This window comes from Plantactinospora sp. ZYX-F-223 (genome assembly GCF_039649625.1).
In the GTDB taxonomy this organism is placed as follows: Bacteria; Actinomycetota; Actinomycetes; order Mycobacteriales; family Micromonosporaceae; genus Plantactinospora.
Genome location: NZ_JBDJAV010000008.1, coordinates 23,648 through 40,659, shown reverse-complemented (window position 1 = coordinate 40,659; position 17,012 = coordinate 23,648). Strand labels below are relative to the sequence as shown.

At 73.5% G+C, this 17,012-nt stretch carries 14 protein-coding genes; 6 read left to right on the top strand and 8 right to left on the bottom strand.

Going from position 1 to position 17,012, the window contains the following annotated elements; translation table 11 throughout:
- Positions 1-12 precede the first annotated feature (12 nt).
- The 5 genes from AAH979_RS10290 to AAH979_RS10270 all read right to left on the bottom strand — a co-directional run bounded on the left by AAH979_RS10290 (position 13) and on the right by AAH979_RS10270 (position 3,940).
- Positions 13-1,149 (bottom strand): glycosyltransferase family 2 protein, encoded by a 1,137-nt coding sequence (locus AAH979_RS10290; protein WP_346257847.1) that lies wholly within the window; start codon positions 1,147-1,149, stop codon positions 13-15.
- A gap of 52 nt (positions 1,150-1,201) precedes the next feature.
- Positions 1,202-2,005 (bottom strand): carotenoid biosynthesis protein, encoded by an 804-nt coding sequence (locus AAH979_RS10285; protein ID WP_346257846.1) that lies wholly within the window; start codon positions 2,003-2,005, stop codon positions 1,202-1,204.
- Positions 2,002-2,553 carry a GNAT family N-acetyltransferase gene (locus tag AAH979_RS10280; RefSeq protein WP_346257845.1) on the bottom strand — a complete coding sequence of 184 codons (552 nt, stop codon included), beginning with the start codon at positions 2,551-2,553 and terminating at the stop codon, positions 2,002-2,004. The genes AAH979_RS10285 and AAH979_RS10280 overlap by 4 nt, the downstream gene beginning before the upstream one ends.
- Positions 2,550-3,377 carry a monooxygenase gene (locus AAH979_RS10275; RefSeq protein WP_346258003.1) on the bottom strand — a complete coding sequence of 276 codons (828 nt, stop codon included), beginning with the start codon at positions 3,375-3,377 and terminating at the stop codon, positions 2,550-2,552. Before AAH979_RS10275 ends, AAH979_RS10280 begins: the two co-directional genes overlap by 4 nt.
- Before the next feature lie 74 nt (positions 3,378-3,451).
- Positions 3,452-3,940 (bottom strand): YbaK/EbsC family protein, encoded by a 489-nt coding sequence (locus AAH979_RS10270; RefSeq protein ID WP_346257844.1) that lies wholly within the window; start codon positions 3,938-3,940, stop codon positions 3,452-3,454.
- Positions 3,941-4,325: 385 nt separating this feature from the next.
- On the opposite strand from AAH979_RS10270, the gene AAH979_RS10265 reads away from it, so the two are divergent.
- Positions 4,326-4,979 (top strand): phosphatase PAP2 family protein, encoded by a 654-nt coding sequence (locus tag AAH979_RS10265; RefSeq protein WP_346257843.1) that lies wholly within the window; start codon positions 4,326-4,328, stop codon positions 4,977-4,979.
- A 36-nt stretch (positions 4,980-5,015) separates the two neighbouring features.
- Here the strand turns inward: AAH979_RS10265 and AAH979_RS10260 are convergent, their stop codons facing one another.
- Positions 5,016-5,852 (bottom strand): ABC transporter permease subunit, encoded by an 837-nt coding sequence (locus AAH979_RS10260; protein WP_346257842.1) that lies wholly within the window; start codon positions 5,850-5,852, stop codon positions 5,016-5,018.
- A 204-nt stretch (positions 5,853-6,056) separates the two neighbouring features.
- Positions 6,057-7,028: an EamA family transporter gene (locus AAH979_RS10255; RefSeq protein WP_346257841.1), complete on the bottom strand. Its 972-nt coding sequence runs from the start codon at positions 7,026-7,028 to the stop codon at positions 6,057-6,059.
- 330 nt (positions 7,029-7,358) lie between these two features.
- Between AAH979_RS10255 and AAH979_RS10250 the strand changes: the two genes are divergently transcribed.
- From AAH979_RS10250 to AAH979_RS10240, 3 genes are all read left to right on the top strand, one after another.
- Complete coding sequence (locus AAH979_RS10250; protein WP_346257840.1) at positions 7,359-8,615, top strand: hypothetical protein; 1,257 nt, start codon at positions 7,359-7,361, stop codon at positions 8,613-8,615.
- 476 nt (positions 8,616-9,091) lie between these two features.
- Positions 9,092-9,541 (top strand): SAV_6107 family HEPN domain-containing protein, encoded by a 450-nt coding sequence (locus AAH979_RS10245; RefSeq protein ID WP_130460711.1) that lies wholly within the window; start codon positions 9,092-9,094, stop codon positions 9,539-9,541.
- A 201-nt stretch (positions 9,542-9,742) separates the two neighbouring features.
- Entirely contained in the window at positions 9,743-10,465 is a 723-nt protein-coding gene (locus tag AAH979_RS10240; RefSeq protein WP_346257839.1) for a hypothetical protein, read from the top strand.
- A gap of 116 nt (positions 10,466-10,581) precedes the next feature.
- Here AAH979_RS10240 and AAH979_RS10235 read toward each other — a convergent pair whose 3' ends face one another.
- Positions 10,582-11,424 carry an LppX_LprAFG lipoprotein gene (locus AAH979_RS10235; protein ID WP_346257838.1) on the bottom strand — a complete coding sequence of 281 codons (843 nt, stop codon included), beginning with the start codon at positions 11,422-11,424 and terminating at the stop codon, positions 10,582-10,584.
- Between the two features lie 459 nt (positions 11,425-11,883).
- Here AAH979_RS10235 and AAH979_RS10230 point away from each other — a divergent pair, with 459 nt between their 5' ends.
- Both AAH979_RS10230 and AAH979_RS10225 read left to right on the top strand, forming a co-directional pair.
- Positions 11,884-13,548 carry a DNA polymerase Y family protein gene (locus AAH979_RS10230; protein ID WP_346257837.1) on the top strand — a complete coding sequence of 555 codons (1,665 nt, stop codon included), beginning with the start codon at positions 11,884-11,886 and terminating at the stop codon, positions 13,546-13,548.
- Between the two features lie 57 nt (positions 13,549-13,605).
- Positions 13,606-17,007 (top strand): error-prone DNA polymerase, encoded by a 3,402-nt coding sequence (locus AAH979_RS10225; RefSeq protein WP_346258002.1) that lies wholly within the window; start codon positions 13,606-13,608, stop codon positions 17,005-17,007.
- Positions 17,008-17,012: the final 5 nt, after the last annotated feature.

The window sequence follows — 17,012 nt, the reverse complement described above, 5'->3', positions numbered from 1 at the left end:
CCCCTCCACGGATCAGCGCACCGGTCGGCCCCGCCAGGTGAGCCGCCCCCGCCTTCGCAGATGGTACGACCGGATGGTGAGCCAACCGAGGACCGCGACCGACAACGGATGTGTCAATGCGTCCGGCCAGCCCCGGCCGCCGGTCGACCCGGCGCTGACCAGGCGTCCGAGCACCCCGAGCAGATAGCCGCACAGCGCCGCCAGGGCAGCCGTCGGCGCGCCGGCCAGTGCCGCGCCGACGGCGAGCAGCGGCGGCAGGGCGTACAGCAGGAGCAGCAGGAGCACAACCGCGGTGGCGCCGGCCGGCGACCCGGACGCGGCCCAGAGCGACTTGGTGTAGCCGTCCCGCAGCTCCGGCCAGGAGCCGTACATCCGGCACTCGGCCAGCCGGGAGCCGTCGGCCAGCGCGATCCGCCCGCCGGACCGCTTCACCGCCCGGGCCAGCTCGATGTCCTCCAGCACCCGGTCCCGGACCGCCGCGTGCCCACCGGCCCGCCGGTAGCCGGCCCGGTCCAGCACCAGGAACTGGCCACCGGCGGCGGCCAGGCTCGGCCGGGGCGAGCGCTCCATCGCCACCAGCGGCAGGAAGGTCAGCCAGAGCCACTGCAACAGCGGCTGGACCAGCCGCTCACCCGGCGAGCCGGCGACGATCCGGGGGTACGGGGAGAGCAGCACCGCCGAGGCCGACCGGAGCGTGCGCACGGCGGCGGCGACCGCGTACGGGCCGAGCGTCACGTCGGCGTCCACGAAGACCAACACCCGCGCCCTCCCGCCGGCCCGGTCGGCGAGCTGCTGGCAGGCGTACGGCTTGCCGAGCCAGCCGGGTGGCGGCGGCGCACCGCCGAGCAGGCGTACCCGGGGATCTCCGGCCGCGACCGCCCGGACCACCTCGGCGGTGCCGTCGGTCGACCCGTCGTCGAGCACCACGATCTCCAACTCGGGTACGCCCCGCTGGGCGAGCAGCGCCCGCAGGCACGGCCCGACCCGGGTCGCCTCGTCGCGTACCGGCAGCAGCACCGCGACCGGCTCGTCGGTGCGGGCGGCGCCGGGCGGGGGACGGCGCAGCCAGCGGGTGGCGTTGAGCCAGGTGTGCCCGGTCAGCAGCCCGACCACGGCGGTCAGCGTCCAGCCCAGCAGCGTGCCGGTCATGCCGGCGGTCCGATAGCGGCGGTGGTCGGTGTCCAACCGGGCGGGGCGCCGGTCATGCCGGTGCGGTGGCGCCGCTGCGGGACCGCCGTCGCCGTCGGGCCAGCCGCACCGCGAGCGGGCCGGCGACAACCGCCATGACCAGCCCACCCCAGCCGGCCGACGCGGGCAGGCCGAGGAAGACCGCGTGCGCGAGGACGCTGCCGGCGTAGGTCCAGAGGTAGAGGGCGTACAGCGGGGCGTCTTGGACGGCGGCGAGCCCGGCGGCCCGGCCGGCGACCGGCCCGAGCAGCGCCATCAGGAGTACCGCGAAGAGCAGCCAGCCGAGGTAGTTGCTGACCGGGACGTCCGGCACCCCCGGCAGGGCCGGATCCGGGTCCCGCCAGCTCCAGTAGCCCTCGGCGACCATCTGCGGGTCGAGGAACAGGTCCCAGCCGGCCAGCCCCACCGCGGCCAGCCCGATCCGGGCCGCACCGGGCCGGGTCAGCCGGACCGCGGCGAGCCAGGCGGGCCAGGCCATCCAGGTCCAGGCCAGCGGGATCACCAGCGGTACCCCGGCCAGCTTCGGGCCCAGCACGCCGGAGTAGGCGTACCCGCCGAACGGCACGCCGGTGGCCACGCCGAGCGCCTCGACCGCCAGCCCACCGCCGGTGGTGACCAGTACCAGCCCGACGGCCACCCGGAGACCCCGGGTGAGCAGGGCGTGGCTCACCGACAGCAGCCAGCCGAGACAGACCGTGGCGACGGTCAACCGGGCCCGGTCGGCGCCCCCGGTCAGCGGATAGCCGATCTGGGCCAGCACCAGTACGCCGAGCAGCAGCCAGCTCAGCCGGCCGGCAGGAAGCCCTCCGGCGGTCATCGCTCCGGCGGGGGCAGCGGCAGGTCCCGGCCCAGCACCGCGAAGGCCCGCTCGTCGCCGGGGAAGCGGAAGTCCCGCAACACGTCCACGAAGCCGAACCGCCGGTAGAGCCGCCAGGCCCGGGAGATCCGCTCGTCAGCCTCCGGGGTGGAGAGCAGCGTGGTGCTGCCCTCGGCCATTCCGAGCAGGGCCCGGAGCTGGCGGGCACCGAGCTGGTGCCCCTGGGCGGCGGGCCGGACGTGCAGCTCGACCACCTCGAAGCAGTCCTCGAACCACGTCTTGCGGGCGTCGTCGGAGAGCGCGTTGTAGACCTGGTCGTGCCACCACTGCCCGGGCGCGGAGAGATATCCGTAGCCGAAGCCGACCAGGTGACCGTTGGTGCTGAGGGTGGCGACGGCGCGGAACCCGGGCCGGCGTACGTGGGTCGCGATGTAGCCGCGGCGGGCCTCCAGCAGCTCGGCCCGGTATCCCATCGCCTCGCCGTAGACCGACACCACCTCGTCGAGCCGCCGGGCGAGATCGTCCGGTTTCCACGGCACCAGCCTCATGGTCGTCCGCTCCTCACTACCTGGCCGGTGTCAAGCTCCGGGGCACCGCCGGACCCGACCCAGCCGAGCACCGCCGGGTCACCGGCGAGATTCCCTACCTCGAACCGCGCGAACAGTTCCTCGGCGTACCAGCGTTGGCTGGTCGTACGAGCGATGGCCGCGCGGTGCTCGGGGGAACGGTACGCGAACTGACGCAGGTACGTCGCGTTCCGCCACACGCTGACCGTGCCCTGCCAGCCGAGCGGCGCCTCGCCGATGCCGAACCGGGCCAGCAGGCCGGGGGCGTCCCGCAGCGCGGCCGCGACGGGCGGGACGGCCCGCCAGAAGGTGCCGGCGCGCAGCGGTCGCAATCGGGCCCGGGTGAGCGCCAGCACCGGCCGGCCCGGTGCGGTGCCCGCCGGTGCGCCATCCGGCCCGGATCGAGGCACGCCGCCGGACGGCTCGACTCCGGATCGAGGCACGCCGAACGTCTCGGCGCCGGACCGGGGCACGCCGCCGAACGGCTCGACTCCGGACCACCGGCCCCGGCTGGCCAGTGGCCGCAGGTCGAGCCGGGCGCCGGCCAGGGCCACCCGTCGCCAGGCCCGTCCCACCGGGGTCTCGTCGAATGCGCCGGCCCGCTCCGGGTCGGCCCAGACCACCAGTGCGGCCCAGCGGGTCAGGTCGGCGTCGGTGGGTCCGAATCCGGTGCCCGTCCCGGTGCCGAGCAGCTTGCCGAACCGTACGCCGGAAACCGCCCGCAGCCGGCGCCGGTCGACGGCCATCCGGGTCAGTGCCCGGGGCAGGGCGCGCGGCGGCACCCGCCAGACGTGCAGGGTGACCAGCGGTACCGGGCTCGGGTTGCCAGGCGGTCCGGACGCGGACGGGGCGCGCCGGGTCGTGTCATGGTCGGGACTGCTCACGCCACCTCGGCGGGGCTGCCGGCGGTGATCCGCAGCAGTTCGGCGGAGGTGGTCGGGAAGACGGCCCGGGGCACGCCGCCGGCCGCCCAGATCTCCGGGTAGTCGGCGAGCGCGGTGTCGACCAGGGTACGGATCGGCTTCGGGTGCCCGAGCGGGGCGACTCCGCCGATCGGCTGGCCGGTGTGCTCCCGGACGAACTCCGGGCTGGCCCGGCGCAGCGCGGGCAGCCCGAGGTCGGCGGCGACCCGGGCGGTGTCCACCCGGTGCGCCCCCGAGGTGAGCACCAGCAGCGGCTCACCGCCCGCGTCGAAGATCAGCGAATTGGCGATCTGGCCCACCTCGACACCGAGGGCCGCCGCCGCGGCGGCGGCGGTGTGCACCGCCTCGGGCAGGATCCGGACCCGGCTCGGCGCGCCGGAGCCGTCGCGTCCGCCCGCGTTGTCCAGCGCGTCCTGCACCGCCTGCACGTTTGGATGTGGCTGCATGAGCTCTATCTTGCCTGCCGGGCCGACGACGTCGGGCCCGGGTGAACTGGCCCGGCTACTGTCCGGTCCACCTGAAGGTGTCCAATCGGCGACGAGATCGCGCCGAATGCTGGGGTTGGCGGTCCGGTTGTACGGTCAACGCACCCGACGGCCGGAATCGGAACCTGCGCCGGCCGGCGGCCCGCAGACGCCGACGGACGACGACGGACACGAAGGCCGGCTCGCCGAGTTCTCCGCACTGCGTCAGGAGATCCAGGAACGCGTCAAGGCGCGTCTGCCCGCCGGTCACGTCGCGGCCCGGTCGGTCGACCTGACGAAGGTCGTACGGACGAAATGACCTTCGGGCGGGGCCGTCGGGGGGAAGGAACGACTACGTTGATCCGCTATGACTGTGTTGCGGCGGATTCTGCTGGTGGTGCCGATGCTCCTGCTCGCCGGGGCGGCGGTGGTCCTGCTGGCTCCGGGCGGACTGGGCGATCCGCGGCCGCGGGTGGTGACCGACGGGCCGTCCGCCGAGGCGTACCGGGGGATGGTCGGACACGCCGGTGAGCTGCCCGGCTGGCTGCACGGCCTGGGGGAGTACGCCGCCGCCGGTGGCCTGCTGGTCCTCGCCGGGCTGCTGGCCCGGGTCGGCTGGCTCGGCTGGCGGCGCAGGCGTACCCCCGACGCGCTCGGCGCGCTCCTGGTCGGCCTCGGCACGGTGCTGGCGTACCTGGCCAGCGAGGCGGTGAAGCTGGTCGTCGACCAGGAGCGGCCGTGCCGGGCGTTCGCCGACGTGGTGACCTGGGTGTCCTGCCCGCCGGTCGGGGACTGGTCGTTTCCGAGCAACCACTCGACGCTGGCCGGTGGGCTGGCGGCCGGGCTGGTCCTGCTGGCTCCCCGGCTCGGCTACGTGGCATTGCCGGTGGCCGGGGCGGTGGCGGCGCTGCGGGTGGCGGCCGGGGTGCACTATCCGCACGACGTGGTCGCCGGGCTGCTGCTCGGCGCGGCGGCCAGCGCCGCGCTGCTGATCGCGCTCCGCCCCGCCCCCCGCCGCTGACCGCCGGCCGGACGCTCCGGCGCAACAGCGGGCCGGTCAGGCGATCCGGCGGATCCGGCGGACGGCGAGATAGACCAGGAGTACGGCGAGAGCGACGAAGATCCCCGTCTCGATGCCCTGGAACAGCCAGAACCGGTCGGCGGGCTGATAGAGCTGCCAGTTGTACGCCCCGGGCCCGATACCGAGCCCTTCGCCGCAGCCGGCGCCCGGCCCGGTGGGGTTCGGCGGGCACTCGATCGAGCCGCCGCTCACCACCAGCTCGCCGTCGGCGTTCCGGACGCCGCTGGTGAGGATCCAGTCGCCGGCCATCTCGTTCGGCGCGGCGGCGGTGCCCAGGACCGGGAAGGTGAGCGTCTCGGCGGGCAGGTAGCGGGGTCTGGCCAGGGTGGCCAGCACGACGGGCAGGCCGATGAAGCCGACCATTGTGCCGGCCATCGCCGGGAGCATCCGGTGCCAGAAGGTGCCGACGAAGATGCCCAGCGCGACGGCGAACAGCGTGTACCCGATCGGTGCCACGCCCTGCATGTCAAAGAAGAACTGGTCGAACCGGACCTGTCGGCCGGCCTGGTTCAGCGGAGCCAGCCACCAGCCGACGCCCAGCCCGTAGCCGACCGCCAGGACCAGCGTGACGGCGCCGACGAGCCCGAACTTGACCACGGCCCAGTGCCGGCGGCTGATGCCCTGGGTCCAGACCAGCCGGTGGGTGCCCTGCTCGACCTCACGGGCCACCAGCGGGGCGCCCCAGAACAGACCGACCAGCAGGGGCAGCACGAGGAACAGGATGGCGACCAGCGGCAGGGTGCTGTACTTCCCGTTGAACTGGGTGAACGCCTCGTGGCAGGACTCGTTGCCGCCCGGGCCGGCCTTGCCCAACGTACGGACGCACTCCGGCAGCCCGAGGTCGGCGTAGCTTCCTGCCCGGACGGATGGCTGTCAAGACCCGCTTCCGGTCCCGCACGCAGGTCGACGGGGGTTGCCGCGCAGGCCGGCAGGAGTGTGGGACGCGCGGTTCAGCGGGGGTGCCGCACGCAGGTCGGCAGGGGGTCGCGCACGGGGTGGCGGGGGCGCCCGTACGGGTCAGCGGGGTGCCGCGACCACGTCGGGGGCGGGAACGGGCGGGGTGTCGTCCGGCGTCTCGGCGATCCGGGCCGTCTCGGCGAGGGCGACGCCGGCCAGTACCAGCAGGCCGCCGCCGAGCTGGGCGGCGTTGAGTGCCTCGCCGGCGCCGAGCACGATCCAGGCGACCGTGGCGGCGATCACCGGCTCGACCATGCCGAGGATGCCGACGCTGGTCGCCGGCAGGTGCCGCAACGCACCGGCCACCAGCAGGAAGGGCAGGATCGAGCCGAGCAGGACGACGTACCCGCAGAGCAGCGCGACCGGCACGCCACCGCTGGTCCCGGCCAGCGGTGCCCAGCCACCGGTGCCGTCGGTGACCGCCCGGGTGAGCAGCCCGGCCACGGCCGAGGCGCCGAACGCCCAGGTGGTCAGGGAGAGCGTGTCGTGCCGCTGTACGCCCCGGGCGCCGAGCAGGTAGTAGCCGGCCAGCAGTACGGCGGCACCGAGGCCGGCGAGTACCCCGAGTCCGTCCAGTTTGAGTTCTCCCCAGACCTCGGCCACGCAGGCCAGGCCGGCGAGGCTCGCCGCCAGCCCGACCCAGAGCCGGGGGCGTACCCGCTGGTGCTGCCCGAACCGGGCCCAGAGCGCGACCAGCAGCGGAGCGGTGTACTCGAACAGCAGCGCGATGCCGACCGGCATCCGGGAGATGGCGACGAAGTAGAGCATCGGGGTCAGGAAGAACCCGGCCAGGCCGTAGACGACCAGCAGCGGCAGTTGCCCCGGGGTGATCCGGAGACGGCGGGCGCCGGGCCGGAGCAGCAGGCTCAGCGCGAGCAGCCCGGCGAACGCTCCGGCAGCCCGGATCAGGGTGAGCTGCGCGGCCTCGATGCCGGCCTGGAGTACCAGCTTGGAGACGGTGCCGTTGACGGCGAACAGCACGCCCGAGGAGAGCACCATGGCCACGCCGAGGGCAGGTCTGCGAGTCGTCACCGGGAGAGGGTAGCCGGATACCGGTCAGGAGCCGAATAGCCTTTGGTCATTACCACGCCGGTCACCCTCGACGCCGAGCCGCAGAAGGGGCTGATCGGGGAGGACGTCGACCTCGACGTGTCGGCCGGGCGGTCTCATCCATCGATGACGTTGACTTAATTGAAACGATTCGATACGTTGCCGACGTCGGGAAAGGCCTTTCCGATCCGGCCCTGTCCTGCCGGCGCGTCACCTCGGCGTACCGGCTCCGGTGGTTGTCCTGGCGGGCCCTTTCCGACCGTCACCGACACCGGCTTTCCCGGCCACCGTTCCCCCAGCTCAGGAGGACCAATGACGCTCACCACCACCAACCGGAGACCACCCGACCGCCGGTCACGGCGGCGCGGCTGGCGAACCGGCCTGGTACTGGCGCTCACGACCACGCTGGCCGGCGCCGGCACCGCGGTCGGGCTGCCGCCCGCGGCGGCGGACACCGGCGACCACCACGTCTCCCGGCACAGCGGCGAGGCGCCCGACCGCTACGATCTCGCCGACTGCGGCAGCGGCTCGTACAACGCCGAGGCGGTGCTGAACGGCAGCACCTGGACCGCCCGCAACGGCGGCAGCACGGTCTACACCGGCAGTGACATGCGCTCTGCGGTGCAGGCCGCGGTGAACAGCCTGTCGTCGGGGCGTACCTCGAAGCAGCGGGTGGTCGTCCGGGGATCGGGTTCGGTGAGTGCCAACTCCCGGATCTCGCTGCCGAGCTACACGATCCTGGACGTCTGCGGCACGATCAACGTGACCGGCTCCGGCTCCGGCGACCAGGCCCCGGTGTACGCCCGGGGCGCCACCGACGTCGAGGTGCAGCACCTCAACCTGACCGGGGCGCCGCTCTACGGCATCTTCATGCGCAACGTGAACAACCTGACGCTGGGCCAGATCGACATGCGGCTCTCCGGCGGCCTCGGGGTGCGGATCGACAACCACGGCGGCGACCGGGCGGTGAAGGTCCGCAACATCCGGATCGACAACGTGTACGTGCAGGGCACCCGCAGCCAGGGCGTGGAGACGTACGGGGTGGACGGGCTGACCGTCGGCACCGTCACCGCCCGTAGCGTCGGCGAGTCCGGACTGCTGCTCAACGACACCATCAACGCCACCATCGGTACGGTCGACGCGGACAACGCGGGTGCCGGCACCGGGTACGCGGCGTTCCGGATGGCCAACCGCAACGGCCGGGTGGGCAGCAGCTACCCGACGAACATCCGGGTCGGCAACGTGATCGCCCGGGGCGGCGGGCGGGGCATCTTCTGCGTCTCGGAGAGCGGCGGCGCGGTGATCGACCGGGTGACCATCTCGAACACCGGCAACAACTCGATCCTGATCGAGAACTGCTACAACGTCACCATCGCCGGGCAGTCCGGGACGGTGACCGGTGGTGGCGAGGTCCGGATCGCGGCGCGTACGGAGTTCCCGCTCTCCTCGAACATCACCTTGCAGAACCTGACGGTGACCAACACCAACATCAGGCAGAGCCCCTGCGGTGGCGCCAACAACGTGATCCGGAACGTCACCCGGAACAACTCCACGCTGACCTGGTGCTGACCCGTACCCGACAGCCGCGCCGACGGATCGCGTTCGCTTGCGTTTTTGTCGGTGCCGGGGTGTACTCTCTCTCGTAGTTAGAACGAGTGTTCGATTGGGCGGGGTTCGATGCGAGTCGGCCCGCCGGCCGGATGCTCGGGCTGATGCCGGGGGTGGCGTTCGCGGCGTAACCCCCGAGTGCGGTTTCGCGGACCGCACGGGATCCGGATCCGCGAGTCCGGACCCACCAGGCAGGATCGTCGTCCGCCGCCCACGACCCCCGGGCGGCGGACGACGAACCCGCCGGTTCGGCCGGCCGGGTGTGGTGTGGGGAAGCGTCCACATCCGGCCGGCTACACACCGGTGCGTCTTCCTCCGCAGCCGGCTAGTTCGACGTGGTGCGTCGCCCTCGGCCACCGCGCTGGCGCTGACCAGCGTGGTCGTTCCGGCCGGCAACGGTGACGCGGTGAATGGGTTGACGCGGAGGAGACAGTCCCATGCCGACCAGCCAGGCTCAGGCGCCGACGGTGCCGTCGCACGTGCTGCCGCACCGCACCCCGGCCCAACTACTGACGATTGCCCGGATGGGGCTGGCGGAGGCCGCCGAGACCCGCCCCGACGGCCTGCGGTACGCCGCCGCGCACCTGGCCGCGCTGCGCGCGGCAGCGGCGATGCTCGCCGCCCGGGCCCGTCCCGCACCCACCCGCCGAAACCGGGTCACCAGTGTCTGGGCGCTGCTGGTGGTCGTCGCCCCGGAGCTGGGGGAGTGGGCCAACTACTTCGCCACCGGCGCCACCAAGCGGGCCGCCGCCGAGGCGGGCATCCCCCGGGTGGTGAGCGCCCGGGAGGCCGACGACCTGCTCCGCGCGGCCGAACAGTTCGTCGCGGTGATCGAGGTGGCGCTCGGGGTGGCGCACCAGCCGGCGCTCGACGGCATGGCCGCCTGAGACAACGACCGACCACTCCTCGCTCGCGCCGCAACTCGCGAGCGAGGAGTGCGGCGACAACCGACGCAGGGAAGCCGGCGACGACACGAGAACTGGCGACGACACAGGAAACCGGCGTCAACCGATACGGAAGAACCGGCTGACGGAAACCCTGCTACGGGAACACGGCGGCCAAACGGGAACACGGGGGTGTGGTCAACGATGGCGGGGCGGATGGTGCTTGGTTCCACCGCCCTGGCCGGGCTGGTTCGACCGGCCAGCGGCCCAGCGACGACCGACCCGCACCGGACTCTGCCGGTGCTGTCGGAACTGGCCGGGCTGTTACCTCAGCGCGGGTTGCGGCGTGGCAGCACCGTGGCGGTCGGTCGCCCCGGCTCCAGTGGTGGCACCTCGTTGATGCTGGCGTTGCTCGTCGAGGCTTCCCGGGTCGGGGCCTGGTGTGCTGTGGTGGGGATGCCCACACTGGGCGCGGTGGCCGCCGCCGAACTCGGCATCGCGCTGGACCGGCTCGCCCTTGTTCCCCATCCCGGCCCGGAGTGGGCGACCGTGGTCGCCGCCCTGATCGACGGAGTCGACGTCGTGGTCGCGGCGGTACCCGGCACGGTCTCCGCCTCGGTCGCCGACCGGCTCGCCGCCCGGGCGCGGCAGCGCGGCAGCGTCTTCGTGCCGTACGGCCGCTGGACCGGAGCCGACCTCACCCTTCAGGTGCTGCGTGGCCGGTGGGAGGGCCTGGAGCAGGGGCGCGGCAGGTTGCGGCGCCGGGAGGTGACCATCTCGGCCCAGGGCCGTGGCGCGGCGGTACGCCCAAAGGAGATCCGGGTGTGGCTGCCGGGTGACCGCCGGACGGGGCCGGCGGCGCGGGTTTCGACCCCGGTCGGGTCCACCGCGCGGCGAAGCTCGCTCACCGTCGTCCGGACGCGGTGACCGTTCCCCGCCTGAACCCCGTCGTGTTCCGCCCGCCCCGTCGGTGACCGAGCGGGCGGAACACGACCGGCGGAAGCCCGTGCGGCGGGCTCAGCCGCTGGGCTCAGCCAGCGGGCTCAGCTGGTGGGCAGGCCCTCCAGGCCCTGCAGGCCCTTCAGCATCTCGGCGAAGTCGGCGGTCTCCGACGCGGCCGGAGTCTCGATGTTCACCGGCTTGCCGTAGTCGGTGTAGTCGATCTTAATATCGCTCATCGTGCCCATCACCATGTGCGCCCGACGCGGCAGGTACTGCTCGTCGACCCAGAGGTCGATCTTGATCTCCTTGACGCCGTTCTTGGCCAGCTCCTGCTCGACCGTCTTGCGGGTGTCGGCGTCGATCTGCCCGAGGTAGGTCGTCACCGGCGCGGTGACCGTGTAGTGGACCGTGGCCACCCCGTTCACGGTCTCCTCGCCAACGACGGTGGTCCCCTCGGTCGCCAGCAGGGTCTTCACCTGCTTGGTGGGGTCGACGTCGTCGAGTTGCTTGGTGAAGTCCATTCCCGCCTGCGCGGCGGCAGCGCCCAGGTCCATCTTGAACCAGCGCTTCCCGTCCATGTCCGCGCGATCCGCCTCGGGCACCTCGACGTAGACGACGGCACCGATCATCCGGATCGTTGTCGGAGCGCCGTCGGGGCCCTCCATCGTCATCTCCGCCTTGACCGGGTCGCGCAGGTCCAGGGCACCCCGCATCTTGATCTTTTCGCCGGCTGCCGTGCCCTCCATGGTCATGGTCACGGAATCGGTCGAGTCGGTCTTGTCGACGACCTTCTGCAGCGAGCCCTTGAGGTCACTGGCGAGCTGCTCCAGTACGCTCGACTGCTTCGACTCGCCCGGCGTGCCCGCGTCCGAGCCGCAGGCGGTCAACGCCAGGGCCGTGAACGTGGAGACCGTCAGAACCGCGGCGTTCTTCCAACGTGACAAGTGACAGCCTTTCCCCGAGAAGGTGGTGCCTCCGATAGAACCGGCGACACGCTACCCCACCTGTGCAACCCGTGACCGGCCGGCGCGTGCGGCGGGGCGGTCCCGGGGGTGGGTGAGGGCCGGGGCAGTGCTCGGTGGCGACGGGGGCGGCTGGAGAGGCGGGCTTCAGCCTGCTGCCAGGAGGCCGTGCCGCCGGAGGCTCTCGGCCGTGTCGACTACCCGCATGTCCGCGACCCCGACGCCGGTCGAGCGCAGACAGGCGAGGGCCTCGACCGTGGCGAGATCGGTCGGGAGTAGCGCCGGTGTCCGCTGCTCTCGTCCCGGGAGACCGGGCCGAACAGGCTGATCTTCTCGTGGTGCCGCAGGGTCGGCTCGCTTCGCCCGGTACGTGGGGTGGGTCAGCGCGAATCGAACACGCGTTCTAAGATCGCATATCCGCTGGTCGAGGGAGGTGTGGCGATGGCGCCGGTGCGGACGATGCTGCTCTGGTGCCCCGACTGGCCGGTGATCGCGGCGGAAATCGTCGACGGGGTGTCGGCGGCCGCCCCGGTCGCGGTGCTGTACGCCAACCGGGTCGTCGCCGCCTCCGCCTCCGCCCGCGCCGAGGGGATACGCCGGGGTCTGCGCAAGCGGGAGGCGCAGAGCCGCTGCCCCCGGCTGACCGTACTGGACCACGACCCCGGCCGGGACGTACGCGCCTTCGAGCCGGTGGTCGCCGCCGTCGAAGAGGTGGTGGCCGGGGTCGAGGTGATCCGTCCGGGAGCGTGCGCGGTCGCCGCGCGCGGCCCGAGCCGGTACTTCGGCGGCGAGGAGCAGGCCGCCGAGCGGATCGTCGAGCACGTCGCGCAGAGCTGCGAGGTGGAGAGCCAGATCGGGATCGCCGACGGGGTCTTCGCCGCCGGGCTGGCGGCCCGGTCCGGTCGGGTCGTCCCGCCCGGCGGCACCGCCGGGTTCCTTGCCGAGTTGCCCGTCGAGGCGCTGGGCCGGCCGGGGCTGACCGACCTGCTGCGCCGGCTCGGGCTGCGTACCCTGGGCGACTTCGCGGCGCTGCCGGCCGGGGACGTGCTGGCCCGGTTCGGGTTCGACGGGACGCTGGCGCACCGGCTGGCCGCCGGCCAGGACCACCGCCCGCTCGCGGTCCGGCGCCCGCCGCCCGACCTGGCGGTGACCGAGACGTACGACGATCCGCTCGACCGGGTCGACGCGGCGGCGTTCGCCGCGCGGGCGCTCGCCGAGCGGCTGCACGAGACGCTCGCCGGGCACGGGCTGGCCTGCACCCGGCTCGGCATCGAGGCGGTCACCGCGCACGGTCAGGAACTGCGCCGGGTCTGGCGGCACGACGGGCTGCTGACCGCGGCGGCGATCGCCGACCGGGTGCGCTGGCAGCTCGACGGCTGGCTGACCGGGACCAGCCGGCGTCCCGGCTCCGGCCGGGCCGGCCCGCCCCGGCCGACCGCCGGGATCATCCGGCTGCGCCTGGTTCCCGAAGGGGTGCTGGCGCACGTCGGCCTGCAACCGGGGCTGTGGGGTGAGACCGGGGCGGAACGGGAGCGGGCACACCGGGCGCTGAGCCGGGTGCAGGGCATCCTCGGTCCCGAATCGGTGCTGACCGCGGTGCTCGGCGGCGGGCGTTCCCCGGTCGACCAGACCCGGCTGGTGCCCTGGGGCGACGAGCGAGTGCCGGGCCGGCCGGCGGATCCGCCGTGGCCGGGCCGGCTGCCGTCTCCCGCACCGGCGGTCGTGCTGCCCGAGCCGTTGCCGGCGGCGGTCTACGACGCAGGCGGGGAACTCGTCCGGGTGACCGCCCGGCTGGAGATCAGCGCCGCACCGGCCCGACTGGAGGTGCTCGTTCCGTCGGCCCGGCCGGAGGCGACCGTTTCGGTGGCCCGGGCGGAGGAGGTCGTTCCGGCGGTGCGGCCGTCGGTGGACGGGTCCGGAGCCGTGGCGCCCGGAGCGCCGGTGGAGATCGTCAGTTGGGCCGGTCCGTGGCCGGTCGACGAGCGCTGGTGGGCCCCGGCGGAGGCCCGACGGCGGGCCCGGTTCCAGGTGGCACTGACCGACGGTACGGCGCTGCTGCTCTCCCTGGCCGGCGGCCGATGGTGGGTGGAGGCCGTCTATGACTAGGCGGGCGGTGCGCAGGCGGACCATGAGCAGGTGGACCGTGACCGGGCGGGTGGCGCGGTGAGCTTCCACAACCCGGACATGCCCTGGTCGGAGCTGGAACGCGCGCTCTCCGGCCGACCCGGAGGTCCGGGCGAGCCCCGGCTGCGCGTGGTGGATCCGCTCGCGGTCGACGCCGACGGCGGAGACTCCCCGGCCTGGACCCGCAAGCGCCCCGGCTACACCCCGGCCGAGCTGCCCGCCCCGGTCGAGGGTGCGGTGCCGTACGCGGAACTGCACGCGCACACCAACTTCAGCTTCCTCGACGGGGCCAGCCATCCGGAGGAGCTGGCCGAGGAGGCGGCCCGGCTGGGCCTGACCGCGCTGGCGGTGACCGACCACGACGGGTTCTACGGGGTGGTGCGGTTCGCCGAAGCGGCCCGGGCGCTGCGGCTGCCCACCATCTTCGGCGCCGAGTTGTCGCTCGGGCTGCCCGGCCCGCAGCCGGGGTCCCCGGGGAAACGCGGAGCGTTTCCTCGGGGTGGCAACGGCGAACCGGACCCGCTCGGCCGGCACCTGCTGGTGCTCGCGCACGGCCCCGAGGGGTACGCCCGGCTGGCCAGCACCATCGCCCGGGCACACCTGCGCGGCGGCGAGAAGGGCCGCCCGGTCTACGGCGAGCTGGAAGAGGTCGCCGGGGAGCTGAAGGACCACGTACTGGTGCTGACCGGGTGCCGGAAGGGGACGGTGCCGGCGGCGCTGCTCACCGAGGGGGTCGAGGCGGCGGCCCGGGAGCTGGACCGGCTGACCGCGCTGTTCGGGGCGGAGACGGTGGCGGTGGAGCTGACCGACCACGGCGACCCGTACGACGGCGACCGCAACGACGCGCTCGCCGAGCTGGCCGCCACCGCCGGGCTGCCCACCGTGGCCACCAACAACGTGCACTACGCCACCCCGTCCCGCCGCCGGCTGGCCACCGCACTGGCGGCGGTACGCGCCCGGCGCAGCCTGGACGAGATCGACGGCTGGCTGCCGGCGGCCGGTACCGCCCACCTGCGCAGCGGAGCCGAGATGGCGGCCCGGTTCGCGGCCTATCCCGGCGCGGTGGCCCGGGCCGCCGAGTTCGGCGCCGAGCTGGCCTTCGACCTGAACCTGGTGGCGCCGAGGCTGCCGGACTACCCGGTGCCGCCCGGGCACACCGAGATGAGCTGGCTGCGCGAGCTGACCATGGACGGCGCGCTGCGGCGGTACGGCCCCCGCGACGCGCACCCGGAGGCGTACCGGCAGCTCGACCACGAGCTGGGGATGATCGAGGCGCTCGGCTTTGCCGGCTACTTCCTGGTGGTCTACGACATCGTGAAGTTCTGCCGGGACAACGACATCTACTGCCAGGGCCGGGGTTCGGCGGCCAACTCGGCGGTCTGCTACGCGCTCTGGATCACCAACGTGGACGCGGTACGCCACCAACTCCTCTTCGAGCGCTTCCTCGCCCCGGAGCGGGACGGCCCGCCGGACATCGACGTCGACATCGAGTCCGACCGCCGGGAGGAGGTGATCCAGCACGTCTACGCCGAGTACGGCCGGGAGCACACCGCGCAGGTCGCCAACGTCATCTCGTACCGGCCCCGGTCGGCGGTGCGGGACATCGCCAAGGCGTTCGGCTTCTCACCCGGCCAGCAGGACGCCTGGAGCAAGCAGATCGACCGGTGGGGCAGCGTGGCGGCGGTCGACGTGGACGACATCCCCGAGCACGTGATCGCGTACGCCAACGAGTTGCAGACCTTCCCGCGCCACCTCGGCATCCACTCCGGCGGGATGGTGATCTGCGACCGGCCGGTGATCGAGGTGTGCCCGGTGGAGTGGGGGCGGATGCCCGGCCGCACCGTGCTGCAGTGGGACAAGGACGACTGCGCCAGCGCCGGGCTGGTCAAGTTCGACCTGCTCGGCCTCGGCATGCTCTCCGCGCTGCACTTCGCGTACGACATGATCGAGTCGACCCTCGACCTGAGTTCGATGTCCCTGGACGACCCCGAGGTCTACGCGATGTTGCAAAGGGCCGACTCGGTCGGGGTGTTCCAGGTGGAGAGCCGGGCGCAGATGGCCACCCTGCCCCGGCTGAAGCCGACCTGCTTCTACGACCTGGTGGTCGAGGTGGCGCTGATCCGGCCCGGCCCGATCCAGGGCGGCTCGGTGCACCCGTACATCCGGCGCAAGAACGGGCTGGAGGAGGTCACCTTCCCGCATCCGCTGATGCGCAACGCGCTGGAGAAGACCCTCGGGGTGCCGCTGTTCCAGGAGCAGTTGATGCAGCTCGCGATCGACCTGGCCGGCTTCGACGCCGGTGGCGCCGACGAGCTGCGCCGGGCGATGGGCTCGAAACGCTCGGCCGAACGGATGGCGCAGATCCGGGACCGGCTCTACGCCGGGATGGCCGAGCGGGGCATCACCGGCGAGGTCGCCGACGACGTCTATCTCAAGCTCTCCGCCTTCGCCAGCTTCGGCTTCCCGGAGAGCCACGCGATGAGCTTCGCCTACCTGGTGTACGCCAGCTCCTGGCTCAAGCGCTACCACCCGGCGCCGTTCCTGGCCGCGCTGCTGAACGCCCAGCCGATGGGCTTCTACTCGCCGCAGACCCTGGTCGACGACGCCCGCCGGCACGGCGTCGAGGTACGCCGCCCGGACATCAACGCCAGCGGTGCCAAGGCCACCCTGGAGTCGACCCCGGAAACCCGGTGGGGGAGCGCGCCCGGCGAGCCGCCGCACCGGTGGGGGCTGGGCGGCCCGGCGGTCCGGCTCGGGCTGGCCGGGGTGCGTACCCTCGGCGACGACCTGGCGGAGAAGATCGAGCGGGAGCGGACCGCGCACGGGGCGTACCGGGACATGGCCGACCTGGCCCGCCGGGTCGGGCTGACCGCCGCGCACCTGGAGGCGCTGGCCACCGCGGACGCCTTCGCCTGCTTCGGGCTGACCCGGCGGGCCGCGCTCTGGGCGGCCGGCGCCGCCGCGCAGGACAAGCCGGACCGGCTGCCCGGCACCATCGCCGGGGCGGAGGCGCCGACCCTGCCCGGGATGGACGCGGTGGACCGGCTGGTCGCGGACGTCTGGGCCACCGGGCTCTCCCCGGAGAGCCACCCGGCCCAGTTCGTCCGGGCCCAGCTCGACGCGGTCGGCGCGGTACCGATCGCCAGGTTGGCCCGGCTCGACCCGGGACAGCGGGTCCGGGTCGGCGGCATCGTCACGCACCGGCAGCGTCCGGCCACCGCCGGTGGGGTCACCTTCATCAACCTGGAGGACGAGACCGGCATGCTCAACGTCACCTGCTCGCCGGGGCTGTGGCAGCGCTACCGGAAGGTGGCCCGGACCAGCACCGCACTGGTCGTGCGGGGAATGCTGGAGAAGCACGACGGGGTGACCAACCTGGTCGCCGACCGCCTCGACGCGATCACCCCGCCGGTCACCCCCGCCTCCCGCGACTTCCGCTGAGCCGG